The following is a 26,445-nucleotide window of genomic DNA, read 5'->3' on the forward strand; positions in this document are numbered from 1 at the left end:
CGGCTTTGGGTGTGCCGTCAAAGCAAACGATTGCCATCTTGGATAACGGCAGCCTGGCGCACTGACTTGAGATGACTTGTGAGGGACACAACGAGCGGCGTCAGCGAACGGAGCCGGCGCAGAATGAAAAAAGGCCGCACGTCACCGTGCAGCCTTTCATCGTCGAAACGCGGAGTGCAGTTGTCGCGCCGCCGTTCAGCCCAGAAGCAGCTTGAGATCGTGAACCCACGGCGACGCACCCTGGCCGTCCCGCGCAAAGAGGCGCAGCTTGCCGTCGGTATCGAATACGTAGCTGGCGGCCGTGTGGTCCATCGTGTAGCTCTCGGGCGTCTTGCCCGGCACTTTCGCGTAATACACGCGGAAGTCTTTCGTCACTTTCTCGAGTTGCTGCTGATTGGCAGGACGCAGGCCGACGAACGTCGGATTGAAAGCGGGCACGTATTGCGCCATCAGTTCAGGCGTGTCGCGCTCGGGATCGACGGTGACGAACAGCACCTGCACGCGCTTTGCGTCTTCGGGGCCCAACTGCTGAAGCGCCTGTGAGAGTTCAGCCATCGTCGTCGGGCAGACGTCCGGGCAGTGCGTATAACCGAAGAACAGCACGACGACCTTGCCCTTATAGTCGGCGAGCGAGCGCATCTTGCCGCTCGCGTCGGGCAGCGAAAAATCGGCGCCGAACTGCTTGTTGCCCGTGATGTCGACGTTCGTGAACGCGGGCTGTTCTTTCCCGCATCCCGAGATCAGCGCCGCGCCGCCGAGCGCACACGCGACAAGTGCAACGCGCGCCGCGCGCGCGAACCGTTTGGTGAGCATGGTGTTACGCGCCGATCAAGGCACGCGCATAGTGGTCGATCAACAGCGCCGCAAAGAGCAGCGACAGATAAACGATCGAATAACGGAAGGTCTTACGCGCGAGGGCGTCGGAATATTCCCGATAAATCTTCCACGCATACGCGAGGAACACCGCGCCCAACAGAACCGCCGATGCGAGATACACGATTCCGCTCATGCCCGAGATAAAAGGCATGAGTGTGACCGCAAACAGAATGACCGTGTACAGGAAGATATGCAGACGCGTGTACTTTTCGCCGTGGGTGTTCGGCAGCATCGGCAGACCGGCGTTCTCGTAGTCCTTGCGGCGATACAGCGCAAGCGACCAGAAATGCGGCGGCGTCCACACGAAAATGATCAGCACCAGAATCCACGCGTCACCGGGCACATGGCCCGTCACGGCCGCCCAGCCGAGTGCCGGCGGCATCGCGCCTGACGCGCCGCCGATCACGATGTTCTGCGGCGTGGCGGGCTTCAGCAGCAGCGTGTAGATGATCGCGTAGCCGACGAAGGTCGCGATGGTCAGCCACATCGTGAGCGCATTGGTGAACGTGTAGAGCGTCCACATGCCGAGGCCGCCGAGGATCGCGGAGAACAACAGAATTTGTGTGGTGGTGATTTCGCCGCGCGCCGACGGACGCCACGCGGTGCGGCGCATCTTGGCGTCGACTTTCTGCTCGACGAGACAGTTGATCGCGAATGCGGCGCCCGCCAGCAGCCAGATGCCGACGGCCCCGCCGATCAGCACCGTCCACGGGACCATGCCGGGCGTCGACAGGAACATGCCGATTACCGCGCAGAAGACGGCGAGCTGCGTCACACGCGGCTTCGTCAGCGCAATGTATTGGGAAATCCGGCTACCGGGCGAATGGGGGAGAGTTGTGCTGTCCATGAAGATCACGCTGGCGCGGCATCGCGCGCAGGAAAGACGGCGCGGCCGGGACGGCTATAAGCGATTCGAAAGTTTAGCATAACGAGCAGCAGCAGCAGGATTGCGGCCCCGCCGTTATGGGCGACGGCAACGGGCAACGGCCATTGCAAAACGATGTTCGACAGGCCTGTGACGAACTGGATCACGATCACGAGCAGCACGCCGTTCGCGGGACGCCGCAGCGACTCGAAACGGCGCATTCTCAGCGCGAACCACAGCAGATACGCGACGACGACGAACGCGAACGTGCGGTGCGTCCAGTGAATCGCGACGAGCGCGTCCTGCGTGATCACGTCGCCGTCGCCTGTCATGCCGAGCGCGCGCCACAGATGGAAGCCGTGTCCGAAGTCCATCGGCGGAATCCACTGGCCGTTGCAGGTCGGGAAGTCGGTGCAGGCGAGCACCGCGTAGTTCGTGCTGACCCAGCCGCCGAGCGCGATCTGCACGATCAGCAGTGCAAGGCCGAACAGCGCCGCGGTGCGCCAGCGCGCGGTTTCCGGCTCGTATGCGGGCAAAGGTGTCTGACGCGCGGCGAACCAGCCGAGCGTGCCGAGCAGCGCGAGCCCGAGCAGCAGGTGCGTGGTCACGATCACCGGTTGCAGCTTCATCGTCACGGTCCACGCGCCGAACGCGCCTTGCACGCAGATCAGCAGCAGCAGCGACGTCGGCCACCACGGCGACACATGCAGCGGACGGCGCCTTATACGTGCAACCCAAGCGATGATCGTCTGTGCGACGATCAGCACGCCGATTGCCATCGCAAAGTAGCGGTGAATCATCTCGATCCACGCCTTCGTCATGCTGACAGGGCCCGACGGCATGGCCTGAAACGCGGCGCTGATGGCAGCGTGCGCGATGAACGGCGACGATGTGCCGTAACAGCCCGGCCAGTCGGGACACCCCAGGCCCGAATCGGTCAGGCGCGTGAAGCCACCGAACATCACGAGATCGAGCGTCAGGAACGTCGTGACCCAGACCAGCTTGCGGAACTTGTTGTCGTCGGCGTTCACCCACACGTACGACATCGGCAGCAGCGCAATGCACAGTCCGATCAGTCCCAGTTGCAATACGAACATCTATCTTTCCTTCTTCCGCCTCGCGGCGCGATTCAACGTGCCCGGCGCACTCTAGCCGATACTCGAATACTTCAGCAGTTTCGTGACGTCACCCTTGATCTTGCTCGGGTCGGGGTCTTTCGGGAAACGCATCATCAGATTGCCGTTCGGGTCGACCATGTAGATGTGGTCGGTGATCCTCGTGCCGTCGTTGTCGACGGGCAGCCACGCGGTCACGTCCTTCGGATCGGCGATCAGCATCTCGGTGTCCTTGTACGCGTTATCGACGATCTCGGGCACCTTTCCGGCGTCGGTGCGCAGAAACACGTTGACGATGCGCTCGCGCTCGGCCCCTTGTGTCGCGCGCACCTGGCGCATGAAGTACAGCTTTGTCACGCAGGACTTGTCGCACGCACTGCTGTCGACGGAGACCATCAGCCAGTGGCCGCGCAGCGACGCGAGTTTCATCGGCTTGCCGTCTTCGCCCGTCACGACCAGCGATTCGGGAATCGGACGCTGCGGCTCGACCAGCTTGCCGTAGCTCGTCGTGCCGCCCGTCGGCTTGATGACGTAATACGCAATGTAGGCGCCGATCGCGGGCGCCGCGCAGACGAACGCGATCAGCAGCATCATCCAGCGACCGCGCTGCCATGAGCCCTTGCCGGCCGGCTGGCGACGCGTCGCGCCCTGCGTTGGCTTCTGTCCTGCTTGCTGGGAGCGGGGGTTCTGCGTCGACACTACTGATCCTCTTTCAATGATGGTGCTGTTGGCGGCGCCTTCGGATGTCGCCCGAAGCGCCGTCGAGCGTCATGCGTGCGGCGCCTTTTCGTTGCTGGCGCTGCCCTCGGGACTCGCGTTCTGCGCGAGCTTTTCGTGCTTCGCGGCACGTCGGGCCGCATACAGGCCGAACGCGACGGCGGCTGCGGCCATGGTCCACCACTGGAACATATAGCCGTAGTTGCGATCGACGCCCGAAGTCGGCGCGGGCCAGTCGCGCACGAGTCCGTCGCCATCGTCGCTGATCTGCTGGATCACGAAAGGCTGCAGCGTCAGGCCTGTTTCCGCGGCATACGACGCGACGTCGAGGTTCTGACGAATCGTCTGATGCGCGGCCGAGCCGCCCTCTCCGAGTTCGAATGCGCGGGTCGCGTCGGCGCGCGCGATCCCTTCGATTTCGACCTCGCCGTTCGGCGTGCCGTACGGCGCGATGGTCGTGCGTTCGTTCATGTTGCGCGGCAACCAGCCGCGATTGACGAGCACATAGCCGCCGTCGTGCAGTTTAAAGGGCATCACGACGTAAAAGCCCGGTTGGTCGTTATACGGGCGATTATCGAGGTAGACGACTTGCTGCGGCATAAACTGTCCGACGGCCCGCACGCGATGGAACTCGATCGCCTTCAACGCAATCGGCGCGGCGCCGACGGTCTGCGCGGGCGCGTTCTCGAACTGCGTGACTTGCGCTTGCAGCGCTTCCTTCTGATGCGCGCGGTCACGCTGCCAAAAGCCGAGCCGCACCGTCACGGCGACGACAATCAGAATCAGCAGCGTGGGGATCAGACGAATCTTCATCGGGCAATTTCGGCGAACAGACGAACCATTGCTCGCGGTGCGATAATGAGTTCGTTGCCTTCGCTTTCCTGAATTTCAGTTGCTTCCATGCACATTCTCGTTCCCATCGCTTTCGCTCTGATCATCGCCAGCATGGTGTCTGCGCTGTACTTCATGATGCACGACCGCGGCAGGACGAAGCGCATGGTGTGGTCGCTGGCGACGCGTGTCGGTTTGTCGATTTCTCTGTTCCTGTTCATCCTGTTCGCGCACTGGATGGGCTGGATTCAATCGACTGGCATTCCATACGGCCGCTGACGCATCCTGCCGCCAGTCCACGACGCGCTTCTGCAGACGCCGCGACATGCGCTTCATGACGCTTGCGCTGCGGCTGCCAACGCGTGCCGTCTCAATTTGACGGCGAAGTATGCCACTTATTTTCGCGACGATCCGGCAATCCACCCTTTCGCGATCGGCGAAATTTCCACTCTAGCAAACAAAACGCCGCCCCGACGGAGTCGAGGGCGGCGCTGCTGAGACCCTTGCGTGACTGCTTTCAGTGCCGCGCACCCGTCACTCGAGCCGCGTCAGCTACCGGAAGGCTGCGGCGTCTTCTTGCGTCGATATGACGCACGGCGCGCAGGCCCCCGAAGCTCACAAAGCAACGCTTACAGCCAGTACACGACGACGTACAGACCCAGCCATACGACGTCGACGAAGTGCCAATACCATGCCGCGCCTTCGAACGCGAAATGATGGTCCGCCGTGAAGTGGCCGCGGATCAACCGGATCATCACCACAGTCAGCATCGTGCCGCCGAGGAACACGTGGAAGCCATGGAAGCCCGTCAGCAGAAAGAACGTCGAGCCGTACACGCCCGACGCGAGCGTCAGGTTCAGTTCGTTGTACGCGTGGAAGTACTCGAAGCCCTGCATGAACAGGAACGTGACACCCAGCACGACCGTCGCGGCGAGCCATGCGATGGCCTTCGTGCGATGGTTCTCGCGCAGCGCGTGGTGCGAGACCGTCAGCGTCGCGCCCGACGACAGCAGCAGCGCCGTGTTGATGGTCGGCACGGGCCACGGCGTCATCGACTTGAAGTGGGACACCAGATCAGCCGGGCCGATGTTCGGCCACACTGCCGAGAAGTCCGGCCAGATCAGCTTGTAGTCGAGGCTGCCGAGCTGATGCATCGCGATCGCGCGCGCATAGAACAGCGCACCGAAGAACGCGCCGAAGAACATGACTTCGGAGAAGATGAACCAGCTCATGCTCCATCGGAACGACGTGTCGACGCGCTTGCCGTACATGCCGCCTTCCGATTCGGAGATGGCGTCGCCGAACCAGTGATACAACACGAAGAGCAGCCACAGCAGACCAATCAGCGCCGTGATGGGCGCCCACGGCTCGCCGTTCACCCACGACGCAAACGATCCGAGCAGGATCAGCAGCCCAGCCGCCGCGCTGATCGGATGCCGCGACGGATGCGGTATGAAATAGTACGGGCTATCGTTTTGACCGCTCATTCTTGATTCTCCACTTCAGTCCAGTTGTTCCGCTTGGTCCGGTTGGCTCCGCAGCCGCCCGCGCCGCTCTCCGGCTCTCTCTGCAACGTCCGACGGCGCGCTGCGCTGCGCCGCCCCTCTCCGGCCCGTCCGGGCGTCGATACGACCGCCCTTGCTCCACCGCATCGCCTAGCCGACCACCGCGCGCACGATCAGGATCAACACCCCGATAAAGACCGCCGCGCCGATCAGCGCCGCGATGATCACATGCAGCGGGTTGAGCTGCGCTGCGTCCGCTTCCAGGTCGCGCCGCTTGCGCACGCCGAAAAACGACCACATCACGGCTTTCATCGACTGGCCGAAACTGCTCTTCCTGCCGCCGCCACCGCTATCGCTCATATCCTCGCCTTCTTTGGGCAAGCGTTTCTGTTACCTGTCAGGCGGGGTTCGACGCCTTCGCGTTGTCAGCCGCCTGACCTTCCGTGCCGCGCGGCGCCGCCGCCGGCGTGTTCAATTCGAAGAACGTGTACGACAGCGTGATCGTCTTCACGTCCTTCGGCAATTTCGGATCGACGAGGAACACCACCGGCATCCGCTTCGATTCGTTCGCCTTCAAGGTCTGCTGCGTAAAGCAAAAGCACTCGATCTTCCTGAAGTACTCGGTGGCCTGCTTCGGCGCGTAGCTCGGAATGGCCTGAGCCTGAATCGTGCGCCCCTGCTGGTTCGTCACGTCGTACATCACCGTCGTCACTTCGCCCGGATGCACGTCGATGCTGTTCTGCTCCGGCTTGAAACCGAGCGGGCCGCGCGCGTTCGCGTCGAACTCGATCGAAATCGTGCGGCTCATGTCGACCTGCGTGTTCTTCGCCTCGCGCGCCGTTGCGTCGCGCTGCACGAGATTGTTAATGCCCGTGACCTCGCAGATCGCGCGATACATCGGTATCAGCGCAAACCCGAAGCCGAACATCAGAAACGCGACGACGACGAGCTTGAACAGCATCGAACGGTTAAAAGAACGATCGGCCCCAGCGGGCGGTTGCGTCGACATCGAACTTCCTCAACAGATCGCGTGCACGGGTGATCAACTCATCACGACAGGTCACGAAAACCAGACCTGCTTGACGATGGCACCCAGAAAAAAGACGGCGACGATAACAAGCAGAATCTGACCGAGTCGCAGATTGCCAGCGCGAATTTCTTCGGGCGTACGTCTTTTTTGTGGATTCCGGGTCATGCTGAACTTCTCGAACCTTCGTTGCTGCGCAGTGTTTCGGTTCAGCGTTCCGCTCCGGCGCTGCGTTTGCCGGAGCGGAGCTTCGAAGACTGCCTGATCGCTTATTCGACCGTCGGCGGGTTTTCAAACGTGTGGAACGGAGCCGGGCTCGGCACGGTCCATTCGAGGCCCGTTGCGCCGTCCCACGGCTTGTCCGATGCCTTTTCGAGTTCGCCGCCGCCACGGTAAGCGGGCAGCGCGACCGCGAACAGGAAATACACCTGCGCAAGACCGAAGCCGAACGCGCCGATCGTGATGACCTGGTTCCAGTCGGCGAACTGCGCCGGGTAGTCAGCGTAGCGACGCGGCATGCCGGCCAGACCGACGAAGTGCATCGGCAGGAACGCGAGGTTGAAGAAGATCAGCGACGACCAGAAGTGAATCTTGCCCCGCGTTTCGTTGTACATCCAGCCCGTCCATTTCGGCGACCAGTAGTACCAGCCGGCAAAGAGCCCGAACAGCGACCCCGCCACCAGCACGTAATGGAAGTGCGCGACCACGAAATACGTGCCGTGATACTGGATGTCGAGCGGCGCCATCGCGAGCATCAGCCCCGTCAGGCCGCCGAACGTGAACACGAACAGGAAGCCCACCGCGAACAGCATCGGCGTTTCGAACGTCAGCGAACCGCGCCACATCGTCGCGACCCAGTTGAACACCTTCACGCCCGTCGGCACCGCGATCAGCATCGTCGCGTACATGAAGAACAGCTGGCCCGTGACAGGCATGCCCGTCGCGAACATGTGGTGCGCCCAGACCATGAACGACAGGATCGCGATCGAAGCCGTCGCGTACACCATCGAGCTATAGCCGAACAGCGGCTTGCGCGCGAACGCCGGGATCACCTGCGACACGATCCCGAACGCCGGCAAGATCATGATGTACACCTCGGGGTGCCCGAAGAACCAGAAGATGTGCTGGTACATCACCGGGTCGCCGCCGCCTGCCGCGTTGAAGAACGACGTGCCGAAGTGGCGGTCGAACAGCACCATCGTGATCGCGCCCGCGAGCACCGGCATCACGGCGATCAGCAGGTACGCGGTGATCAGCCACGTCCATACGAACATCGGCATCTTCATCAGCGTGAGGCCGGGTGCGCGCATGTTCAGGATCGTGACGACGATGTTGATGCCGCCCATGATCGACGACGCGCCCATGATGTGGACCGCGAAGATCGCGAAGTCCATGCCCGGGCCCATCTGCGTGGATAGCGGCGCGTACAGCGTCCAGCCAGCGGCCGTCGCGCCGCCCGGCGTGAAGAACGAACCGACCAGCAGCACGGCAGCAACAGGCAGCAGCCAGAAGCTGAAGTTGTTCATCCGCGCGAAGGCCATGTCCGATGCGCCGATCTGCAGCGGAACCATCCAGTTCGCGAAGCCGACGAAGGCCGGCATGATCGCGCCGAACACCATGATGAGGCCGTGCATGGTGGTCAGCTGGTTGAAGAACTCGGGACGCATGATCTGCAGGCCCGGCTCGAACAGTTCGGCGCGGATTGCCAGCGCCATCACGCCCCCTGACAGGAACATGATGAACGAGAAAATCAGATACAGCGTACCGATGTCCTTGTGGTTGGTCGCGAACAACCAGCGACGCCAGCCGTGCGGCGTCGCATGCGCGTGATCGCCGTGGACGTGCTCGTGCCCCGCGGTTACATCGTGTCCGATGCTAGACATGACAATCTCCTAAATCGAATGCTGCTTTTCTCTGACCGTGACACGTCAGGCCGCTGGGCTGATCTCGACCCGGCGCGCTTCCTTCGCGTCCGCACCGCCCGTGATCGTCTCCGGCTTCTTCAAAATAATATGGTCTTCGGCGATGCCTGCTGCCTTGAGCGCATCGCGCACGGCTTCGGCACGCGCCTTCGCGAGCTTCGCGTTCTTGTCGGCGGAACCCGTTGCGTCCGTGTAGCCCGACAGCGTGAACTTCGCATCGGGATGCGCCTTCGCGTACGCGGCGGCTGCATCGACGGCGGCTTTCGCGTCGGCGGGCAGCGTGCTCTTGTTCGTTTCGAAGTAGATCGTGGCGGGCAGCGACGCCTGGGGCGCCGATGCCGCTGCATTGTCCGAAGCGCCCGATGCTGCCGCGGGAGCCGATGCGCCCGCTTCGCCGCTAGCCGCTGCCGCGCCGCTTGCGCCTTCCGCTCCGCTCGCAGCCGTTGCATCCGACGCGGCTGCCGCCGCTGCGCCTGCCAGGTGATCGCCACCCGACGGCAAACGGCCGTTGCGCGCATCCGCGACCTGCTTCGGCTGCAGGATGTCGCCCGTGTGGTTGCCCCACGAATTGCGCTCGAACGTGATGACGGATGCGATCTCGACGTCGTTCAGCGTCGGCGCCCACGACGGCATCGCGTTCTTGCCCTTCAGCACGATGCTCACGTGATCGGCGAGCGGGCCGTTCACGACCTTGCTGCCGTCGAGCGCCGGGAACGCACCGCCGCCCTTGCCCGTCGGCTGGTGGCAGACCGCGCAGTTCGACGCGTACACCTTGCCGCCGCGCTCCGTCAGCTCGGCGAGCGTATAGGTCTTGTTCGGATCGTCCTGGCCCGCGGCCATTTTCTTCTTCTCGTCGTCGACCCACTTCGCGTAGTCGTCATCGGACAGCACGTTCACGACGACGGGCATGTACGCGTGCTCCTTGCCGCAGAGTTCCGTACAGAAGCCGCGATACGTACCGACCTTCTCCGCCTTGAACCAGGTGTCGCGCACGAAGCCGGGAATCGCGTCCTGCTTCACGCCGAACGCAGGTACGTACCACGAGTGAACGACGTCGTTCGCAGTGGTGATGATGCGGATCTTCTTGTTGACAGGCACGACGAGCGGGTTGTCGACTTCCTGCAGATAGGTATCCGTGATCGGCTGCTGGCCGTTGACTTCGCTACGCGGTGTGGTGAGCGTCGACAGGAAGCTGATGCCTTCGCCCGGACCCTTCACGTAGTCGTAGCCCCACTTCCACTGGTAGCCAGTGACCTTGACGGTCAGATCGGCATTGGAAGTGTCCTTCATCGCGACGACGGTCCGCGTGGCCGGCAGCGCCATCAGGACGACGATGATGAACGGGACGACCGTCCAGATGATTTCGACGGTGGTGCTTTCGTGGAAATTGGCGGCCTTGTGGCCCTTCGACTTGCGGTGCGCGAAGATCGAATAGAACATCACGCCGAACACGCCGACGAAGATCAACGTACAGAGGATCAGCATCAGCGAATGGAGGCTGTAGAGCTCCTCAGCGATTCTGGTCACTGGCGGCTGGAGATTGATCTCGTTGACGCTGGGGCCGCCTGGACTGTCGCCGACTGCAAGGGCGGCGCCGGCGAAGAGCAGCCCGCTACACGCCAGCACGCCCGTGAGGGCTCGCTTGATTGTTTTCATAGCTTCCTTACCCAAAATTTCCATTCAAACCCTCGACCCCGCTGGAAGGCTGCCCCTCGTCCTCTGGAATGGCGCGTGATTCAATGCGCAACTTTTGACGCCTAACACTGCCTGAGCCACAGACGCAGTTCGTCGGCGAATTGCGCGCGCCGATATTGCGCAAGATGCTGCCCGACCGTGACCGTCTCCCCCCGCGACACCAGCTTGATGTAATCGCGCGGCGTCGCTCCCGGTTCGACCCGCACCCAGCGCGGATTGAATTCGAACTGCGTGAGATGCTCGGCGCTGACCTGTTCGATCACGAGCCGGTCTGGAAACAGCCGGATGCGTTCGTAATCGACGGCATGGCGCGCATAGACCGCAAATGCGGCGCCGACAGCGAGCAACTCGATACCCGTGAACGGCAACACCAGCCACGCGCCGCACAGGACCAGCAGGAATGCTATCAACAGCGAGAATGCCGCGAGCGAGACATAGAAGAACACGAATTGCCGCGGCGACACCGAACAATTGCGCTTCATCGTCCAGTCCTTGAGGACGGGTTCCGACTCAGCAAGCAGATCGGTTGCATTCATCGCTGCCTCCCGCGAACCGCCAGTCATCGCATACCGCCAATGCCATTCACGCCCAGCAACTACGGCTGCCCGAACCGCAAACGCCCCGGGCCTGTCGCTCCAATTGTGGGAACATTGAGCGACAAACTGACGCATTATAGGGCCGATCTATGGCATCCACAAGCAACGCTCTATCGGCCGCCAAGCCAAGCTGCACAAGCCTCTGCGCCGTTTTGACGCAGTTTTTGACGTGGTAATCTCAGACATAACAGATGTCGTCTTTACCGCCTCAACGATTCTTCTGCCGACCCCGCCCTATGTCTTCGATTCGCACGATTCCGTGCCCTTCGGGGGTCATCCGGGGCACGGCCTTCCATGCGTGTCCGTAGATCACCTCGAAGGTCAGCGGGATCGTGCCATCGGCGCGCCGGCGCGCTTCGAGCGCGGCGAGCAGCGCCTTGTGCATGCGCCTCGACGCGACGCCCGGCAACCCTTCACGCTGCAACGGATAAGCGCCCCAACGGCGCACATCGGCAAGCAGCGACTCGGGTGACTTGTAGGTGATGGTCAGCGTCTCCTGGTCCATCACCGGGATTTCGAAGCCACTTTCGACAAGCATATCGCCCAGATCGTGCATGTCTACGAAGTCGATTACATGTTTGTGCGTATTGACGCCGTGCGCCGCTTCGATTTCGGCATAGGCGCCGCGCAGCTCTTTGAGCGTGTCAGGCCCGAGCGTGCTGAACATCAACAGGCCGTTGACCTTGAGCACGCGCTGCCATTCAGGGAATACGAGATCGGGCCGCGAATGCCAATGCAGCGCGAGGTTGGACCAGATGAATTCGAATGCGCCCGATGCAAAAGGCAGCGCGGAGAAATCGGCTTGAGCGAAGCGCGGACCGCGTGAGCCGAGTGCCTTGCCGAGCGACGCAGGCAGAAAGCGCCTCCAGCTGGTATCGGTGGCGTCGTGCCTGACGGCGCGCGCGAGCATCGCTTGCGAGAGATCGGTGCCGAACACGGGCGCTTCGGGAAAGCGCTCGCGCAGCGAAGGCAGGTCGTCGCCAGCGCCGCAGCCCGCATCGAGCACCTGCGCCGGATTCACCTTGATGTAGTCGAGCCGTTCGCGCATGCGCTGCGCGATCTCGCGCGGCAGGAACGCGACGTCGTCGAACGTGGCGGCCCGGCGGTCGAAAATCTTCCGAATGCGGCGCGAATCATAGGCCGGACGGCTAGTTTCGGTGACAGACACGGTCATTGGAGTCGTACGGACGAAGAGTGCGAAGTATACTCGCTCGATTCCGTCCCTTCAGTGTCAGCGGCCTTCGGAGGCGTGTCGATATGCCGAATTGGGCTTTCGGGTGGTCCCGCTCAGGCGGTTCGCGCCACTGGTTTCGCGAACGGTTCGTCCGCGTCGCGCAACGTTCGATCTCGACACTGCCGGCGCTCGCGCGGCTTGCGCTGCCGAATCCGTGCGCTTTGTGCGGCAATATGTCGCATCGAACACTGTGCGGCTTTTGCGACGAATCATGGTGGAACGAAGCGCGGCTGCGCTGCACCGTGTGCGCGGTTCCGCTAAGCGGCTTTCGGCGCGCGAGCGTCACGCGATATCGCTGTGGCAACTGCATCGCGACACCGCCTGCATTCGACGCGACGCTGGCGGTCGCCGACTATCGCACGCCGCTGGACGCGCTCGCGGTCGGGTTGAAGTTTCGCGCGCGGCTTGCGCTCGCGCACGAGTTCGCGCGGCGCCTCGCGTGGTCTGCGGCGGACTTGCTCGACGAACGCGACTGCCCCGATGTCGTCGCGCCCGTTCCGCTTTCGGCACGGCGGCTCATCGAGCGCGGCTACAACCAGGCGTGGGAAATCGCGCGCCCCTGTGCGAAATCGATGGGTGTTCGCAGCGATGCGGCGCTCGTGCGGCGCGTGATCGACACGGCGCCGCAATCGAAGCTCGATCGCGAGGCGCGCAGGCAGAATGTCGGCCGCGCGTTCGAGGTCGTCAAGCCGGTGCAGGACCTGCACGTCGCGATCGTCGACGATGTGATGACGACGGGCGCCACGCTCGACGCCTTGGCCCGCACGCTGAAGGCAGCAGGCGCGCGCCGCGTGACCAATCTGGTCGCGCTTCGGACGCCGAAAAACTAGTTTCCAGTTCACCCGCTTATGTTCAACGTCGTTCTCGTCGAGCCTGAAATTCCGCCGAACACCGGCAACGTGATCCGCCTGTGCGCGAACACGGGCGCGCGCCTGCATCTGATCGAGCCGCTCGGCTTTCCGCTCGACGACGCGAAGATGCGCCGCGCCGGTCTCGACTATCACGAATATGCGCAGATGCACGTGCATCGCGATTGGGATGCGCTGATCGAAAACGAGTCGCCTGACCTTGCGCGCATGTTCGCGTTCACGACGCGCGGCTCAAGTCCATTTCATTCGCACGCGTTCAAGCCGGGAGATTGGTTCGTGTTCGGCGCGGAAACGCGCGGCCTGCCGGACTCCGTACTGAACCGCTTTCCGAACGAACAGCGCGTGCGCCTGCCGATGCGTCCTGGCAATCGCAGCCTGAATCTGTCGAATACCGTGGCCGTCGTCGTGTTCGAGGCGTGGCGTCAGGCGGGGTTCGAGGGCGGCGCCTGAAGGCGTCGTTCGAATTCGGTCCGGTAGCGCGAGAACATCGTTTCGTCGAAACACGCAAAGATCACGCATTCGACGAAAGGCGCTTGCGGCAACATGTCGATCGTGGCTTGAACGGCGATGCGCACCGCGTCGTCAGCGGGGAAGCGGTAGACGCCGCAGCTGATCGCGGGAAACGCGATGCTCTTCGCGCTCGCGTCGTGCGCGAGTTCGAGCGAGCGCCGGTAGCACGAAGCCAGCAGTTCCGCCTCGCCGCGCTCGCCGCCGTGCCACACGGGACCGACAGCGTGAATCACATGGCGCGCCTTCAACCGGTAGCCGCCCGTTATCTTCGCGTCACCCGTCACGCAGCCGCCTAGCCGCTCGCATTCGCGCAGCAAATCGGGGCCCGCCGCGCGGTGAATCGCGCCATCCACGCCACCGCCGCCCAGCAATGACGTGTTCGCCGCGTTGACGATCGCGTCGACGTCGAGCGTCGTAATATCCACGACGCGCGTCTCGAGCGTGCAACTGCCAATGGTGAGCATGGGAAAACCTCCAGATCCGATACAGCATCGATAGGAGGTGGACAGCAAAAGAAGCGAGCCGTTCGGCGCGAAGCTTTACCGGCTGCGTAAAACACTTTCAGGCGTTTTGCAGCGATGAGGCTTCTACACGCCGATCGGCAACGGACACGCTGCGTTTCTATTCGGCCTTGGCGTCGCGGCGCAGCAGCGCGCTGACAGCATCGCGCGGCGCCACGCCGTTGAACAGCACATCGCAGACGGCCGACGTGATCGGCATGTCAATACCGTTGGCCTGCGCAATCGCGAGCACGCTGCGGGCGCATCGCACGCCCTCGGCGACATGCCCGAGCGCGTTGAGAATATCGTCGAGCGAGCGGCCGCTTGCGAGTTGCATGCCGACCGTGCGGTTGCGCGACAGATCGCCCGTCGCCGTCAGGATCAGGTCGCCGAGGCCGGTGAGACCCGTGAACGTCTCGGTGCGGCCGCCGAGCGCCGTGCCCAGACGCGACATTTCGGCCAGACCGCGTGTGATCAGCGCCGCGCGCGCATTCAGACCGAGACCGAGGCCATCGCCGATGCCCGTCGCGATCGCGAGCACGTTCTTCACCGCGCCGCCGACTTCGACGCCAATCACGTCGTCGCCACTGTAAATGCGCATCGCGCCGTGATGGAACGCCGCGACGGTCCGCTCGCGACACGCCGCCGACGCGCTCGCCACCGTCAATGCGACGGGCAGCCCCTTCCCGACCTCGCGCGCGAAGCTCGGGCCGGACAGCGTGCCGTTGCTCGTGTGCCCGCTCAACTCCTGCGCGACGACCTGATGCGGCAGCAGTTGCGTATCCGCTTCGAAGCCTTTGCAGAGCCACACGATATGCGCCGGCACCTTGCCCGAGTCGCGCATCGTGCACAGCATCGCGCGCAAGCCCGCGACGGGCGTCGCGATCACGCACAGTGCGTCATCAGCGAGCGCGTGATCCAGTGCGAGATCGAGATTCGCTTCGAAGCGAAGCGTGGACGGCAACGTGACGCCCGCCAGATAGCGGGTGTTTTCGTGCGATGTGGAGAGTTCGGCGATGAGCGCGGCATCGCGCGCCCAGAGCACCGTATTGTGCCGCGCGGCCAGATGGCCGGCGAGTGCGGTGCCCCATGCACCGGCGCCGAGAACGGCGACCTTCATACCCGGCACCGCCCGCATGCGTCAGTGCTTGGCGGTGCTCTGCGCGCCGCCTTCCTGCGCAGCGATCTGCGCGATGCGCTGCTCGTACAGCGCCTGGAAGTTGATTTCGGCGAGATGGATGGGCGGGAAGCCTGCGCGGGTGATCGCGTCAGCGATGTTCGAGCGCAGATACGGAAACAGGATGGTCGGGCATGCGATGCCGACGAGGGGATCGATCTGTTCGGCCGGGATGTTGCGAATGTCGAAAATGCCAGCCTGCTTCGCTTCGATCAGGAACGCGACCTTGTCGCTGACCTTCGCCGTCACCGTGCCCGTGACGAGAATTTCGAACACCGTGTCCGCGAGGCGCTCGGCCTTCACATCGACTTCGACTTCAACCGATGGCATTTCCTGCTCGAGGAAAATAGCCGGCGAGTTCGGCTGTTCGAGCGACATGTCTTTCAGGTAGATGCGCTGGATATTGAAGAACGGCTGGTTGTTCTCGTCGGACATGGTTCTCTACTCCCTAAATTTCGTTGCGGCGGACGGTTGCCGCCAGATCTCGTTGTACTGCGGGCCGCCCCGAGGGACGGCCTCAAACCGGCCGGTGCAGACGTTGCAGCTGTATTGCCCGACCTTGTGTTGTTCGCGACCGCGTGCCGCGACGGACGTGGCGCGCGAGACGTGCGATTGATGCCTCGAAGCCGCCTTCTTGCAACTGCCTCGTTGCGACTGCCTCGTTACGCGGCAGTTTCGAGCAGCGGCGTCAGACCGCCCGCGCGATCGAGCGCGGACAGATCGTCATAACCGCCGACGTGCGTCTCGCCGATGTACACCTGCGGCACCGTGCGACGACCCGTGCGCGTCATCATTTCCTGACGGCGCGCCGGGTCCTTGTCGATCAGCACCTTTTCGATGTGCTCGACGCCGCGCGACTTTAGTAGACGTTCGGCCATCTGGCAATACGGGCACACCTGCGTGCTGTACATGATCACTTTGTTCACTTCGCAACTCCTTGTTTGACGACGGGCATGCCCGCTTGCTGCCAGGCGTCGACGCCGCCTTCCAGCACATGCACCTCCGCGTAGCCTGCGTCGCGCACGACGCGTGCCGCCTTGTTCGACTGCTGTCCGTTCTGGCAAACGAGCAGCACCGGGTTGCTCTTATTCTTCACGAGTTGGCCGACTTTCGCTTGCAGCTCGCCAAACTCGACGTGACGCGCCGACGGCAGGTGTCCCTTCGCGTAGTCCGCTGCGGAACGCAGGTCGACGACGACAGCGTTACGCCGGTTGATCAGCTGCGTGGCGGCAGCCGCCGAGAGGCCGCCGCGTCCACGGCGCGAGATCGTCGGCCACAGGAGCAACGCCCCGGAGATGAGGGCGACTGCGATCAGTACAAGGTTCGTGTAATCGGTGAAAAACTTCACGGAAGATCCGCCGGAAAAAAGGAAGAAATCGGGTTAAATCGGAAAGGGCAATCCGACCATTATAAAATAACCGTCTGACGCGATGGCGACCGCCAGCCGCTGGCTGCGGTACCGCCCCGATTACCGCTTCCTTACTACCGACCGGCACGACATGTACAAACTCGTTCTCATCCGCCACGGCGAATCGACGTGGAACAAGGAAAACCGCTTCACCGGCTGGGTCGACGTCGACCTGACCGAACAGGGCAACCTCGAAGCGCAGCAGGCAGGCGCGCTGCTCAAAGACTCGGGCTACACGTTCGACATTGCTTACACCTCGGTGCTCAAGCGCGCGATCCGCACGCTGTGGCACGTGCAGGACAAGATGGACCTGATGTACCTGCCCGTCGTGCACTCGTGGCGCCTCAACGAGCGTCACTACGGCGCGCTGTCTGGCCTGAACAAGGCCGAAACGGCGGCGAAGTTCGGCGACGACCAGGTGCTGGTCTGGCGCCGCAGCTACGACACGCCGCCGCCCGCGCTCGAGCCGACCGACGAGCGCACGTCGTACGACGATCCGCGCTACGCGAAGGTGCCGCGCGAGGAGCTGCCGCTCACCGAATGCCTGAAGGACACGGTGGCGCGCGTGATGCCCATCTGGAACGAATCGATCGCGCCCGCGATCAAGTCGGGCCGCAAGGTGCTGATCGCCGCGCACGGCAACTCGATCCGCGCGCTGGTCAAGTATCTGGACAACATTTCCGATTCGGACATCGTCGGCCTGAACATTCCGAACGGCGTGCCCCTCGTCTATGAACTGGACGAAGACCTGAAGCCGATCAAGCACTACTACCTCGGCGATCAGGAAGCGATCGCGAAGGCGCAAGCGGCTGTCGCCAAACAGGGCAAAGCGGGCTGATGCGGCCATCGCCACGGCTCGCCGCGACTCGCGGCGGGCTGTGGTTTTTCCATGGTTTTCCGGCGCTTTCGCGTGATTTCCGCTCTTTCCCACGCTCGCGCGCCCCATGATTCGCGGCTACTGTTTCCTGACGGCATTGCCACGTATGGGCCATGTTCCTGCCATCTCGATGCCGCATGATGAAGCCGTCGCAGACAGCGCTCCGGCAATCGATACCGGTGCGCACGCAACGGTATTGGCAAATGTGGCGCGCGTAAGGCCTTTTTTTGGCTCCGCGGACGTCCGCCAGCGCACATTGCTTCCCGCCCGTGCCAGCGATCCTTAGAACCTGGCTGCGCAATCGCTGTCGAATCCCCATCAACCCTCAGGTACAGGCCGTGCGAGCGTCACGTTATACTTGTCCGTCCTTTTCCTTTGACGCTGCCACCCGCATCCGACCGCAACATACTCTATGCGAAAGAACCTGAAAAACATCGGCCTTATCGCCGCGGGCCTCGCTACCGGCGTTTTTGCAACCCTGCAATTGAGCGCCTCGGCCCAGCAACCCGCGTCCGCGCCGTTGCCCCTCGACCAGTTGAGGCTCTTCGCCGAAGTCTTTGGGCAGATCAAGCATGAGTACGTGGAACCGGTCGACGACAAGAAGCTGCTGACGTCCGCAATCAAGGGCATGGTGTCGAGCCTCGATCCGCACTCGTCGTATCTCGACAAGACCGACTATGAAGAGCTGCAGGAGCAGACCAAGGGCCGCTTCGCGGGCCTCGGCATCGAGATCTCGCAGGAAGACGGCCTGATCAAGGTCATCTCGCCGATCGAGGACACGCCCGCGTTCCGCGCCGGCATCCGTCCGGGCGACCTGATCACCCGCATCAACGACAAGCCCGTGCGCGGCATGACGCTGGATAAAGCCGTCAAGCAGATGCGCGGCGAGCCGGGCACCAAGGTCACGCTCACCATTTTCCGCAAGACCGACGACCGCACGTTCCCGCTCACGGTCACGCGCGCGGTCATCAGGGTCCAGAGCGTGAAGTCGAAGATTCTCGCGCCGGGCTACGCGTACGTGCGCATCACGAGCTTCCAGGAACGCACGACGCCTGACCTCGCCGCGAAGCTGCAGGACATCGCGCGCCAGCAGCCGAACCTGAAGGGCCTGATCCTCGACCTGCGCAACAACGGCGGCGGCCTGCTGCAAAGTGCCGTCGGCGTCGCGGGCGCGTTCTTGCCGCCGGATTCGGTCGTCGTGTCGACGAACGGCCAGATTCCGGATTCGAAGCAGATCTATCGCGACACCTTCGACAACTATCGTCTGCCGTCCTTCGACGGCGATCCGCTGAAGAATCTGCCGCCCATCTTCAAGACCGTGCCGATGATCGTGCTGACCAACGCCTATTCGGCGTCGGCCTCGGAAATCGTCGCGGGCGCGCTGCAGGATCAGCATCGCGCGATGATCGTCGGCAAGACGACGTTCGGCAAGGGCTCGGTGCAGACCGTTCGTCCGATGACGGCGGATACGGCACTGCGTCTGACCACGGCGTACTACTACACGCCGAGCGGCCGCTCGATCCAGAACAAGGGCATCCGGCCTGATATCGCCGTCGACCAGTACGCGGACGGCGATCCCGACGACGCACTCGTCACGCGCGAAGTCGACTACTCGAATCACCTTGCGAACACGCAGGACCCGAACGAGAAGAAGGAACAGGAACAGCGCGAACAGGAGCGCATGGACCAGTTGCGTCAGCTTGAAGAGCAGAACGACAAGAAGACGCCGGAACAGCGCGCGAAAGATCGCGATCGCAAGCCGATCGAGTTCGGTTCCGCTGACGACTTCATGCTGCAGCAAGGCCTGAACAAGCTCGAAGGCAAGCAGGTGGTCGAATCGAAGTCGCTGATGGAGCGGCGTCTCGCGCAGAACAAGCCGGCGCAATCGGCTTCGGCGCCCGTTGCCGTGAAGCCCGCGCTGCCCGCCACGCCGACAGCAACGACCCCGGCAGCGCCCGCTTCGGCAACGGCGCCGGCTTCGCAACCTGCTACGCCGAGCAAGTAAGCGGTACGGTGCATCCCCGGTGTCTTCGCGGCCAACGCCGCGAAGACACCTTCCTCCGCGCGATTAGAATAACGAGAACCGCGCCGCCTTCCGTCTCGAGCGAGCGCGACACATACGACACACGCCGCGCCCCGCCATGAACGACAATCAACTTCTGCGCTATTCCCGTCACATCCTCGTCGACGAACTCGGCATCGAGGCTCAGCAGCGCTTTCTCGACGCGCATGCGATCGTGGTCGGCGCAGGCGGCCTGGGCTCGCCGGCGGCGATGTATCTGGCGGCGTCGGGTGTCGGCAAGCTGACGCTCGTCGATGCCGATACCGTCGATCTCACCAATCTGCAGCGGCAGATCCTGCACGTCACGAAGTCGGTGGGACGGCTGAAGGTCGAATCGGGACGCGATGCGATCGCGCAACTGAATCCGGATGTCGAAGTGAACGCGGTGGCCGAACGCGTCGACGATGCGTGGCTCGATCGCACCGTGCCGCAAGCGACTGTCGTGCTCGACTGCACGGACAACTTCGCGACGCGCCACGCGATCAATCGCGCCTGCGTCGCGCACGGCGTGCCGCTCGTATCGGGCGCGGCGCTGCGTTTCGACGGTCAGATCAGCACCTTCGATTTCCGCAGCGACGACTCGCCGTGCTACGCGTGCGTGTTTCCGGAGGATCAGCCGTTCGAGGAAGTCGCATGCTCGACGATGGGCGTGTTTGCGCCGACGGTCGGCATCATCGGCGCGATGCAGGCAGCGGAAGCGCTGCGCGTGATCGCGGGCGTCGGCGAGCCACTGGTCGGCCGCCTGATGATGCTCGATTCGCTGCGGATGGAGTGGAACACGATGCGCATCGCGCGCCAGCGGGATTGCCCCGTGTGCGGCGAGCGCCATCGTTCATAAGAAAGAACTGCTTCGACGACTCATTTCATTTCGGGCGCTCGATCAAGCCGAAGCGCCCGAATGAACAACCACACATCAGGCCCGCGCGACCCGTTCCAGCGCCGACTGCACCTCTTCCGGCTCGAACGCCGCGAGCACGTCGGCGACAGGCTTTTCCAGCGTCTTCAGATGCGAGCGCAGGATCTCCTGCTTCACGAGCAGCAACTGGCTCGGATGCATCGAGAACTCCGTCAGCCCCATACCGAGCAACAGACGCGTCAGCGCCGGATCGCCCGCCATTTCCCCGCAGATCGACACCGGCACGCCCACCCGCTTCGCCTCGCGCAGCGTGAACGCGATCAGATGCAGCACGGCGGGATGCAGCGGATCGTACAGATGCGCGACTGCGTTGTCGGCGCGATCGATCGCGAGCGTGTACTGGATCAGGTCGTTCGTGCCGATCGACAGGAAATCGAGCCGCTTCAGGAACAGCGGCAACGCGATCGCCGCAGCGGGAATCTCGATCATCGCGCCGACCCGGACGTTCGGGTCGTAGGCGAGCCCTGCATCGTCGAGCTGTCGTTTGGCTTCCTGGATCAGATCGAGCGTCTGATCGATCTCGCGTGCATGCGCGAGCATCGGAATCAGAATCTTCACCGAGCCATACGCCGACGCGCGCAGGATCGCGCGCAACTGCGTCAGGAACATATGCGGCTCGGACAGGCTCCAGCGGATCGCGCGCAGGCCGAGCGCCGGGTTGGGCGCCGTTTCGTATTCGTCGCCGATGGAATCGAGCGGCTTGTCCGCGCCGACGTCGATCGTGCGGATCGTCACGGGCATGCCGTTCATCAGCTCGACCGCGCGCCTGTAGGCGGTGAACTGCTCTTCCTCTTCCGGCATGCCGTGCTTCTGGTTCATGAAGAGGAACTCGGTACGGAACAGGCCGATGCCCGTCGCGCCCGCGTCGAGCGCCGACTGTGCGTCCTCCGGCAGCTCGATGTTTGCGCACAGCTCGATGCGCGTGCCGCATACCGTCTGCGTCGGCGAAAACTTCAGGCGCTGCAGCTTGCGCGCCTCGAGCGCCTTCTCGCTCTGCCGGTACGAATATTCTTCGAGCACGATCGGCGCCGGATCGACGATCACGATGCCGTGGTCGCCGTCGACGATGATCAGATCGTCCTGCCGGATCAGCGCGCTCGCGTGCTGCACACCGACCGTTGCGGGAATGCCGAGACTGCGCGCGACGATCGCCGTATGCGACGTGCGGCCGCCGAGGTCCGTGACGAAGCCCTGGAAGGTCTGCGTCTTGAACTGCATCATGTCGGCGGGCGCGATGTCGTGCGCGACCACGATCATTTCGTCGCAGCGCCCGTGGATGCTGACGAGCGAGCCCGTCGCGCCCGCGAGCGCCTTCAGCACGCGCTCGACCACCTGTTCGATATCGGCTTTGCGCTCGCGCAGATACTCGTCCTCCACTTCGTCGAAGTGGCGCGTCAGGCGCTCGAGCTGTTCCGTCAACGCCCATTCGACGTTGTAGCGGCGGGTGCGGATGAGGTCGATGGTTTCCTGAACGAGCATCACATCGTTCAGGATCATTGAATGTACGTCGAGAAACGCGCCCATTTCGGTGGGCGCGTCGGCGGCAAGATCGGCGCGCAGTTCGTCGAGCTCCTGATGCACGACCTGCTGGGCCGCGCGAAAGCGCTCCACCTCGTCCTCGATCTGGGTGGGCTCGATCAGATAGTGGTCGACGTCCAGCGCAGCCGGGGCGATCAGATATGCTCGCCCGATGGCGATACCGCGTGACACGGGAATTCCATGCAGCGTGAACGACACGCGCACCTCCTCTAGTTGTGTAATGCCGCGGCAAACCGCTGCAGTGCTCTCAGACCCCGCCGATCATTATAAATTCCGAAACGCGCCACAGTGCTGTGCAGCGCAGCATCGCGCGACCTTCGAGCGCTATGCTGTCGCCTGGCTTGTCATGCGCTTGCGCCGGGCATACGTCGGCGCAACATGGTCTTCGGGAATGCGCGGCGGCGCGACGGTGCAGCAAGCCGCCTTCGACGGGCAAAACGCGACCGTCAAAAAGAAAACGCCGCGACATCGCGCGGCGTCTGTTCCAGAACGAAAGCGGGAGCGAATTTTTAAGTTTATTGGCCTTCGCCGAATTTATCGGCAATCAGTTGAAGCAGCGCGTCCATCGCTTCCTTCTCGTCCTCGCCTTCCGTTTCGATCATCACCGTACTGCCGATGCCTGCTGCCAACATCATCACGCCCATGATGCTCTTCGCATTGATGCGCCGGCCGTTGCGGCTCATCCAGATTTCCGCCTGGAAGTTGGCGGCAAGTTGCGTCAGCTTCGCCGACGCGCGAGCGTGCAGCCCCAGCTTGTTCACGATAGTCGTTTCCTGTTGCAGCATGTGTTGTTCCGATGCGCTGGTATTGAAATTATCGAGGTAAGCGGAAAACACGCCGCACGCGGCGCGCTTGCCGTGTCGCAGATGATGCGGCGCTCACGCGTCGTTTGAATTGCAACCGGACCCGCTGCCGGCCTTGCAGGTTTCGGCAAGCGCCTTGTCCGGCGGCAATGCGGGAATGCAATCAGCGGTGCTCGTGACGGGAACGGCAGGCGGCGGCGTCGCCGGTCCGACGGCTTGAATGCCTTTGGTCGCGCCCGCCAGCGCCTTGTCGACGAGCACGTCGAGCGGCGTCGCGCGATAGCAGACGGCGCGCACCAGCATCGGCAGATTCACGCCCGCCAGTACGCGCACATCGGGAAGGGACGCGAGCCGGCCTGCAATGTTCGCCGGCGTCGCGCCGAACATGTCGGTCAGCACGAGCGTGCCGTTTTCTTCCTTGAGCCTGTCGATCTCCGCATACGCGGACGAAACGACCTGTACGGGATCGCAATCGGGCGACACGTCGATGACGCCGATGCGGGCGGGCAAGCCGCCGTAAATGTGCGCGACACACTCGCGTAGCGCCGTGGCGAAGGGAGCGTGCGCAATGATCAGAATGCCTGCCATGTCAGCCTTGCTGCAGAAAACCGCCCGGAAATCGCAGCCCGGCTTCCCGTGCGCCGCGCGTCAGATGGAGAGCCAAACGCGGCAAGCGGGAAACGAGGCCCATCGAACTCACCTGAGATCGGGCCGCCAAGGGGCCGGATCACGCTGACCCTCGCGGGCCGCCATCAGGCGAGCGGGCATTGTAACAGCCTCATTTTCGCGCTTTCGGCCTTTTCACGCCTGGCTGGCCGACAGCGCGAACCTTCATTGCCTTCATTGCAGAACATGGCGGCGCACACGCGCCGCTTCAACCGACGGCCTTCTCCAGCGCATCGATGAACATTGCCGCGACGTCGAACCCCGTCTGATCCATGATCTCGCGGAAGCACGTCGGACTCGTGACATTCACTTCCGTCAGCCAGTCGCCGATCGCATCGAGTCCGACGAGCAGCAACCCGCGCGCGTTCAGCACCGTCCCGAGCGCTTCGGCGATCTCCCGATCACGCGCCGTCAGCGGCTGCGCGACGCCCAGACCGCCCGCCGCGAGATTGCCGCGCACCTCACTGCCCTGCGGAATGCGCGCAAGCGAATACGGCACCGGCTCGCCGCCGATCAGCAGAATGCGCTTGTCGCCCGTCTTGATTTCGGGGATGAACTTCTGCGCCATCACCGAACGCGCGCCGTCGTGGCTCAGCATCTCGACGATCGAGCCGAGATTCATGCCGTCCGCCTTCACGCGGAACACGCCCATGCCGCCCATGCCGTCGAGCGGCTTCAGGATCACGTCGCCGTGCTCCGCATGGAACGTGCGCAGACGGGCCGGATCGCGCGTGACGAGCGTCGGCGCGACGAACTGCGGAAATTCGCCGATCGCCATCTTTTCAGAGTGATCGCGAATCGCCTGCGGCTTGTTGAAGATGCGCGCGCCCGCGCGTTCCGCGAGTTCGAGCAGCCACGTCGACGTCACGTATTCCATGTCGAATGGCGGGTCCTTGCGCATCAGGACCGCGCCGAAACCCGCCAGCGCGCGCGCTTCGACAGGCTGCGGTTCATACCAGACGTCGCGATGGCCGTCCGACTGATCGCCGACGATCTCAAAGCGGTACACGTTCGCCTCGACGCCGGAGCCCGTCCACGCCAGATGCTGCGGCTCGCATGCGTAGAGCGTGTGGCCGCGCTTCGCGGCCTCGGCCATCATCGCGTAGGTCGAGTCCTTGTAGATCTTGAAGCGGGAAAGCGGGTCGGCGATGAAGAGAATATCCATGGAGTTCCTGATGCGCCCTCGCGGGCCGCGCGTTGTTCGTTATAGCGTACGGCAAACGCGCCGATGCCGTGCGTCTGCCTGCCCGTCCGGCGGCATTCGATTCCGCCGGGGCAACAGCCTACCGTGAGTGCGCCCGACGTGCTTGCCGCACGCCCGCTCGCGTCACGTTCTCGCGACGGGCTTGCGCGCCTTGCAGGAAGCAATGGGCGCGCCCGCCGTCAGACCTGGATCGCCTCGGGATCGGTCTTTTCCAGCTCCACCGATGCCGCCAGCAGCCCCAGCCGCCCGACCACGCCATACATGTAGAAGCGGTTCGGCGGCGCGGCGCCCGGCTTCGCGTGCGCATCGGGGAGCGCCGTATGCTCGAAGCCGAGCGGCACGAAATGCATGCCCGGTGCGTTCAGGTTCTGGTCGCGGTCGCGGCTGCCGTGCACGCGATAGAAACCGCCCACCACGTACCGGTCGATCATGTACACGACGGGCTCGGCCACTTCCTCGCCGATGCGCTCGAACGTATAGACGCCTTCCTGCACGATCATGTCGTGCACTTCGAGCCCTTCCTTCGTGGTCGCCATCTTGGTGCGCTCGCGCTTCGTGAGCGCGGCCACTTCCGACGCGTCGTGCACCGTCATCACACCCATGCCGTAGGTACCCGCGTCCGACTTGATGACGACATACGGTTTTTCCGAAATACCGTACTCGCGGTACTTCTTGGCGATCTTCTTGAGCACGCCGTCGATCGCGTCGGTCAGCGCCTCCTCACCCGTGCGCGCCTCGAAATCGACGCCTTCGACATGCGCGAAGTATGGATTGATCATCCACGGATCGATGTCGACCATCTTCGCGAACTTCTTCGCGACGTCGTCGTAGCACGAGAAGTGCGTCGACTTGCGGCGCACGGCCCAGCCTGCGTGCAGCGGCGGCAGCACGTATTGCTCGTGCAGGTTTTCGAGAATCGGCGGAATGCCGCTCGACAGGTCGTTGTTCAGCAGAATCGAGCACGGATCGAAGTTCTTCAGCCCGATCCGGCGCGCCGAGCGCTCCAGTGGCTCCAGCACGATCTTCTGGCCGTCCGACAGCGAAATGGTCACGGGCCCGACGATGTTTTCGTCGAGCGTGCCGAAGCGGACATTCAAGCCCGCCTGACGCATGATCGTCGCCAGCCGCGCGACGTTTTCCAGGTAAAACGCATTGCGCGTGTGACGCTCGGGGATGACGAGCAGATTCTTCGCGTCCGGGCAAATTTTCTCGATCGACGCCATCGCCGCCTGCACGGCGAGCGGCAGCGTTTCCTGCGGCAGATTGTTGAACGCGCCGGGAAAGAGGTTCGTGTCGACGGGCGCGAGCTTGAAGCCGGCGTTACGCAGATCGACCGAGCAATAGAACGGCGGCGTGTGCTCCTGCCATTCGAGGCGGAACCAGCGTTCGATGGCAGGCGTCGCGTCGAGGATCTTCCGCTCGAGGTCGAGCAGCGGACCGTTTAACGCCGTAACTAAATGCGGAACCATTGATCACTCGCAGACTGGAGAAAAAAGATTGTAGAGCAATTGCTCTGCCCATTTGGGGACGC

The 26,445-nt window shown here is 63.3% G+C and carries 30 protein-coding genes; 7 read left to right on the forward strand and 23 right to left on the reverse strand.

Annotated features, from left to right (window positions below):
* Nucleotides 1–195: 195 nt before the first annotated feature.
* The 5 genes from GCT13_RS21570 to GCT13_RS21590 all read right to left on the reverse strand — a co-directional run bounded on the left by GCT13_RS21570 (nt 196) and on the right by GCT13_RS21590 (nt 4,386).
* Nucleotides 196–813, reverse strand: a complete 618-nt coding sequence (locus GCT13_RS21570; protein WP_152761431.1) for an SCO family protein — start codon at nt 811–813, stop codon at nt 196–198.
* Between the two features lie 4 nt (nt 814–817).
* Nucleotides 818–1,723 carry a heme o synthase gene (gene cyoE / locus GCT13_RS21575; protein WP_152761433.1) on the reverse strand — a complete coding sequence of 302 codons (906 nt, stop codon included), beginning with the start codon at nt 1,721–1,723 and terminating at the stop codon, nt 818–820.
* 5 nt (nt 1,724–1,728) lie between these two features.
* The gene (locus GCT13_RS21580; RefSeq protein ID WP_152761435.1) at nt 1,729–2,838 is read right to left on the reverse strand and encodes a COX15/CtaA family protein; all 1,110 of its coding nucleotides are present in this window, start codon (nt 2,836–2,838) and stop codon (nt 1,729–1,731) included.
* A 51-nt stretch (nt 2,839–2,889) separates the two neighbouring features.
* The gene (locus tag GCT13_RS21585; RefSeq protein ID WP_321574521.1) at nt 2,890–3,555 is read right to left on the reverse strand and encodes an SCO family protein; all 666 of its coding nucleotides are present in this window, start codon (nt 3,553–3,555) and stop codon (nt 2,890–2,892) included.
* Nucleotides 3,556–3,624: 69 nt separating this feature from the next.
* Nucleotides 3,625–4,386, reverse strand: a complete 762-nt coding sequence (locus GCT13_RS21590) for an SURF1 family protein (protein ID WP_152761438.1) — start codon at nt 4,384–4,386, stop codon at nt 3,625–3,627.
* 87 nt (nt 4,387–4,473) lie between these two features.
* Here GCT13_RS21590 and GCT13_RS21595 point away from each other — a divergent pair, with 87 nt between their 5' ends.
* A complete protein-coding gene (locus GCT13_RS21595; protein WP_087734172.1) occupies nt 4,474–4,683 on the forward strand; it encodes a twin transmembrane helix small protein in 210 nt (69 codons plus the stop codon).
* Nucleotides 4,684–5,033: 350 nt separating this feature from the next.
* Here the strand turns inward: GCT13_RS21595 and GCT13_RS21600 are convergent, their stop codons facing one another.
* From GCT13_RS21600 to GCT13_RS21630, 8 genes are all read right to left on the reverse strand, one after another.
* Entirely contained in the window at nt 5,034–5,891 is an 858-nt protein-coding gene (locus GCT13_RS21600) for a cytochrome c oxidase subunit 3 (protein WP_090863278.1), read from the reverse strand.
* 168 nt (nt 5,892–6,059) lie between these two features.
* Nucleotides 6,060–6,269, reverse strand: coding sequence for a DUF2970 domain-containing protein (locus GCT13_RS21605; RefSeq protein WP_152761664.1), 210 nt, complete (start codon nt 6,267–6,269; stop codon nt 6,060–6,062).
* A gap of 37 nt (nt 6,270–6,306) precedes the next feature.
* The gene (locus GCT13_RS21610; protein ID WP_152761440.1) at nt 6,307–6,918 is read right to left on the reverse strand and encodes a cytochrome c oxidase assembly protein; all 612 of its coding nucleotides are present in this window, start codon (nt 6,916–6,918) and stop codon (nt 6,307–6,309) included.
* Nucleotides 6,919–6,969: 51 nt separating this feature from the next.
* Complete coding sequence (locus GCT13_RS49410) at nt 6,970–7,104, reverse strand: cytochrome oxidase small assembly protein (RefSeq protein WP_227746937.1); 135 nt, start codon at nt 7,102–7,104, stop codon at nt 6,970–6,972.
* Between the two features lie 101 nt (nt 7,105–7,205).
* Complete coding sequence (gene ctaD / locus GCT13_RS21615; RefSeq protein WP_152761442.1) at nt 7,206–8,819, reverse strand: cytochrome c oxidase subunit I; 1,614 nt, start codon at nt 8,817–8,819, stop codon at nt 7,206–7,208.
* Between the two features lie 45 nt (nt 8,820–8,864).
* Nucleotides 8,865–10,538 carry a cytochrome c oxidase subunit II gene (gene coxB / locus GCT13_RS21620; RefSeq protein WP_152761444.1) on the reverse strand — a complete coding sequence of 558 codons (1,674 nt, stop codon included), beginning with the start codon at nt 10,536–10,538 and terminating at the stop codon, nt 8,865–8,867.
* A 77-nt stretch (nt 10,539–10,615) separates the two neighbouring features.
* The gene (locus GCT13_RS21625; RefSeq protein WP_152761446.1) at nt 10,616–11,089 is read right to left on the reverse strand and encodes a DUF2244 domain-containing protein; all 474 of its coding nucleotides are present in this window, start codon (nt 11,087–11,089) and stop codon (nt 10,616–10,618) included.
* A 268-nt stretch (nt 11,090–11,357) separates the two neighbouring features.
* Nucleotides 11,358–12,323 carry a methyltransferase domain-containing protein gene (locus GCT13_RS21630; protein WP_152761448.1) on the reverse strand — a complete coding sequence of 322 codons (966 nt, stop codon included), beginning with the start codon at nt 12,321–12,323 and terminating at the stop codon, nt 11,358–11,360.
* 83 nt (nt 12,324–12,406) lie between these two features.
* On the opposite strand from GCT13_RS21630, the gene GCT13_RS21635 reads away from it, so the two are divergent.
* Nucleotides 12,407–13,213, forward strand: a complete 807-nt coding sequence (locus GCT13_RS21635; protein WP_152761450.1) for a ComF family protein — start codon at nt 12,407–12,409, stop codon at nt 13,211–13,213.
* An 18-nt stretch (nt 13,214–13,231) separates the two neighbouring features.
* A complete protein-coding gene (trmL, locus tag GCT13_RS21640) occupies nt 13,232–13,702 on the forward strand; it encodes a tRNA (uridine(34)/cytosine(34)/5-carboxymethylaminomethyluridine(34)-2'-O)-methyltransferase TrmL (RefSeq protein ID WP_152761452.1) in 471 nt (156 codons plus the stop codon).
* Here trmL and GCT13_RS21645 read toward each other — a convergent pair.
* The 5 genes from GCT13_RS21645 to GCT13_RS21665 all read right to left on the reverse strand — a co-directional run bounded on the left by GCT13_RS21645 (nt 13,675) and on the right by GCT13_RS21665 (nt 16,787).
* A complete protein-coding gene (locus GCT13_RS21645) occupies nt 13,675–14,226 on the reverse strand; it encodes an O-acetyl-ADP-ribose deacetylase (RefSeq protein WP_152761454.1) in 552 nt (183 codons plus the stop codon). The genes trmL and GCT13_RS21645 overlap by 28 nt on opposite strands.
* A 157-nt stretch (nt 14,227–14,383) precedes the next feature.
* A complete protein-coding gene (locus GCT13_RS21650) occupies nt 14,384–15,382 on the reverse strand; it encodes an NAD(P)H-dependent glycerol-3-phosphate dehydrogenase (protein ID WP_152761456.1) in 999 nt (332 codons plus the stop codon).
* Between the two features lie 21 nt (nt 15,383–15,403).
* Entirely contained in the window at nt 15,404–15,874 is a 471-nt protein-coding gene (gene secB / locus GCT13_RS21655) for a protein-export chaperone SecB (protein ID WP_090863249.1), read from the reverse strand.
* A 227-nt stretch (nt 15,875–16,101) separates the two neighbouring features.
* Nucleotides 16,102–16,365 carry a glutaredoxin 3 gene (grxC, locus tag GCT13_RS21660; protein WP_321574522.1) on the reverse strand — a complete coding sequence of 88 codons (264 nt, stop codon included), beginning with the start codon at nt 16,363–16,365 and terminating at the stop codon, nt 16,102–16,104.
* Entirely contained in the window at nt 16,362–16,787 is a 426-nt protein-coding gene (locus tag GCT13_RS21665) for a rhodanese-like domain-containing protein (RefSeq protein ID WP_321574523.1), read from the reverse strand. Before GCT13_RS21665 ends, grxC begins: the two co-directional genes overlap by 4 nt.
* 151 nt (nt 16,788–16,938) lie before the next feature.
* On the opposite strand from GCT13_RS21665, the gene gpmA reads away from it, so the two are divergent.
* From gpmA to GCT13_RS21685, 4 genes are all read left to right on the forward strand, one after another.
* Entirely contained in the window at nt 16,939–17,685 is a 747-nt protein-coding gene (gene gpmA / locus GCT13_RS21670; protein WP_152761458.1) for a 2,3-diphosphoglycerate-dependent phosphoglycerate mutase, read from the forward strand.
* A gap of 106 nt (nt 17,686–17,791) precedes the next feature.
* Nucleotides 17,792–18,010, forward strand: coding sequence for a hypothetical protein (locus GCT13_RS21675; RefSeq protein ID WP_152761460.1), 219 nt, complete (start codon nt 17,792–17,794; stop codon nt 18,008–18,010).
* 126 nt (nt 18,011–18,136) lie between these two features.
* Nucleotides 18,137–19,729: a S41 family peptidase gene (locus GCT13_RS21680; protein ID WP_152761462.1), complete on the forward strand. Its 1,593-nt coding sequence runs from the start codon at nt 18,137–18,139 to the stop codon at nt 19,727–19,729.
* A 136-nt stretch (nt 19,730–19,865) separates the two neighbouring features.
* Complete coding sequence (locus GCT13_RS21685) at nt 19,866–20,624, forward strand: HesA/MoeB/ThiF family protein (protein ID WP_152761464.1); 759 nt, start codon at nt 19,866–19,868, stop codon at nt 20,622–20,624.
* A 75-nt stretch (nt 20,625–20,699) separates the two neighbouring features.
* Here GCT13_RS21685 and ptsP read toward each other — a convergent pair whose 3' ends face one another.
* From ptsP to gshA, 5 genes are all read right to left on the reverse strand, one after another.
* Nucleotides 20,700–22,439 (reverse strand): phosphoenolpyruvate--protein phosphotransferase, encoded by a 1,740-nt coding sequence (gene ptsP, locus GCT13_RS21690; protein WP_321574524.1) that lies wholly within the window; start codon nt 22,437–22,439, stop codon nt 20,700–20,702.
* A gap of 317 nt (nt 22,440–22,756) precedes the next feature.
* Nucleotides 22,757–23,026 carry an HPr family phosphocarrier protein gene (locus GCT13_RS21695; RefSeq protein WP_152761466.1) on the reverse strand — a complete coding sequence of 90 codons (270 nt, stop codon included), beginning with the start codon at nt 23,024–23,026 and terminating at the stop codon, nt 22,757–22,759.
* Nucleotides 23,027–23,119: 93 nt separating this feature from the next.
* The gene (locus GCT13_RS21700; RefSeq protein WP_152761468.1) at nt 23,120–23,632 is read right to left on the reverse strand and encodes a PTS sugar transporter subunit IIA; all 513 of its coding nucleotides are present in this window, start codon (nt 23,630–23,632) and stop codon (nt 23,120–23,122) included.
* Nucleotides 23,633–23,918: 286 nt separating this feature from the next.
* Nucleotides 23,919–24,875: a glutathione synthase gene (gene gshB / locus GCT13_RS21705; RefSeq protein ID WP_152761470.1), complete on the reverse strand. Its 957-nt coding sequence runs from the start codon at nt 24,873–24,875 to the stop codon at nt 23,919–23,921.
* Between the two features lie 218 nt (nt 24,876–25,093).
* Entirely contained in the window at nt 25,094–26,383 is a 1,290-nt protein-coding gene (gene gshA / locus GCT13_RS21710) for a glutamate--cysteine ligase (RefSeq protein WP_152761473.1), read from the reverse strand.
* Nucleotides 26,384–26,445: the final 62 nt, after the last annotated feature.

This window comes from Paraburkholderia franconis, from assembly GCF_009362735.1.
Lineage (GTDB): Bacteria > Pseudomonadota > Gammaproteobacteria > Burkholderiales > Burkholderiaceae > Paraburkholderia > Paraburkholderia franconis.

Coding starts and splice junctions, on each gene's coding strand:
- GCT13_RS21570 (WP_152761431.1), bottom strand. CDS start 813: ATGCTCACCAAACGGTTCGCGCGCGCGGCGCGCGTTGCACTTGTCGCG.
- cyoE (WP_152761433.1), bottom strand. CDS start 1,723: ATGGACAGCACAACTCTCCCCCATTCGCCCGGTAGCCGGATTTCCCAA.
- GCT13_RS21580 (WP_152761435.1), bottom strand. CDS start 2,838: ATGTTCGTATTGCAACTGGGACTGATCGGACTGTGCATTGCGCTGCTG.
- GCT13_RS21590 (WP_152761438.1), bottom strand. CDS start 4,386: ATGAAGATTCGTCTGATCCCCACGCTGCTGATTCTGATTGTCGTCGCC.
- GCT13_RS21595 (WP_087734172.1), top strand. CDS start 4,474: ATGCACATTCTCGTTCCCATCGCTTTCGCTCTGATCATCGCCAGCATG.
- GCT13_RS21600 (WP_090863278.1), bottom strand. CDS start 5,891: ATGAGCGGTCAAAACGATAGCCCGTACTATTTCATACCGCATCCGTCG.
- GCT13_RS21605 (WP_152761664.1), bottom strand. CDS start 6,269: ATGAGCGATAGCGGTGGCGGCGGCAGGAAGAGCAGTTTCGGCCAGTCG.
- GCT13_RS21610 (WP_152761440.1), bottom strand. CDS start 6,918: ATGTCGACGCAACCGCCCGCTGGGGCCGATCGTTCTTTTAACCGTTCG.
- GCT13_RS49410 (WP_227746937.1), bottom strand. CDS start 7,104: ATGACCCGGAATCCACAAAAAAGACGTACGCCCGAAGAAATTCGCGCT.
- ctaD (WP_152761442.1), bottom strand. CDS start 8,819: ATGTCTAGCATCGGACACGATGTAACCGCGGGGCACGAGCACGTCCAC.
- coxB (WP_152761444.1), bottom strand. CDS start 10,538: ATGGAAATTTTGGGTAAGGAAGCTATGAAAACAATCAAGCGAGCCCTC.
- GCT13_RS21625 (WP_152761446.1), bottom strand. CDS start 11,089: ATGAATGCAACCGATCTGCTTGCTGAGTCGGAACCCGTCCTCAAGGAC.
- GCT13_RS21630 (WP_152761448.1), bottom strand. CDS start 12,323: ATGACCGTGTCTGTCACCGAAACTAGCCGTCCGGCCTATGATTCGCGC.
- GCT13_RS21635 (WP_152761450.1), top strand. CDS start 12,407: ATGCCGAATTGGGCTTTCGGGTGGTCCCGCTCAGGCGGTTCGCGCCAC.
- trmL (WP_152761452.1), top strand. CDS start 13,232: ATGTTCAACGTCGTTCTCGTCGAGCCTGAAATTCCGCCGAACACCGGC.
- GCT13_RS21645 (WP_152761454.1), bottom strand. CDS start 14,226: ATGCTCACCATTGGCAGTTGCACGCTCGAGACGCGCGTCGTGGATATT.
- GCT13_RS21650 (WP_152761456.1), bottom strand. CDS start 15,382: ATGAAGGTCGCCGTTCTCGGCGCCGGTGCATGGGGCACCGCACTCGCC.
- secB (WP_090863249.1), bottom strand. CDS start 15,874: ATGTCCGACGAGAACAACCAGCCGTTCTTCAATATCCAGCGCATCTAC.
- gpmA (WP_152761458.1), top strand. CDS start 16,939: ATGTACAAACTCGTTCTCATCCGCCACGGCGAATCGACGTGGAACAAG.
- GCT13_RS21675 (WP_152761460.1), top strand. CDS start 17,792: ATGATTCGCGGCTACTGTTTCCTGACGGCATTGCCACGTATGGGCCAT.
- GCT13_RS21680 (WP_152761462.1), top strand. CDS start 18,137: ATGCGAAAGAACCTGAAAAACATCGGCCTTATCGCCGCGGGCCTCGCT.
- GCT13_RS21685 (WP_152761464.1), top strand. CDS start 19,866: ATGAACGACAATCAACTTCTGCGCTATTCCCGTCACATCCTCGTCGAC.
- GCT13_RS21695 (WP_152761466.1), bottom strand. CDS start 23,026: ATGCTGCAACAGGAAACGACTATCGTGAACAAGCTGGGGCTGCACGCT.
- GCT13_RS21700 (WP_152761468.1), bottom strand. CDS start 23,632: ATGGCAGGCATTCTGATCATTGCGCACGCTCCCTTCGCCACGGCGCTA.
- gshB (WP_152761470.1), bottom strand. CDS start 24,875: ATGGATATTCTCTTCATCGCCGACCCGCTTTCCCGCTTCAAGATCTAC.
- gshA (WP_152761473.1), bottom strand. CDS start 26,383: ATGGTTCCGCATTTAGTTACGGCGTTAAACGGTCCGCTGCTCGACCTC.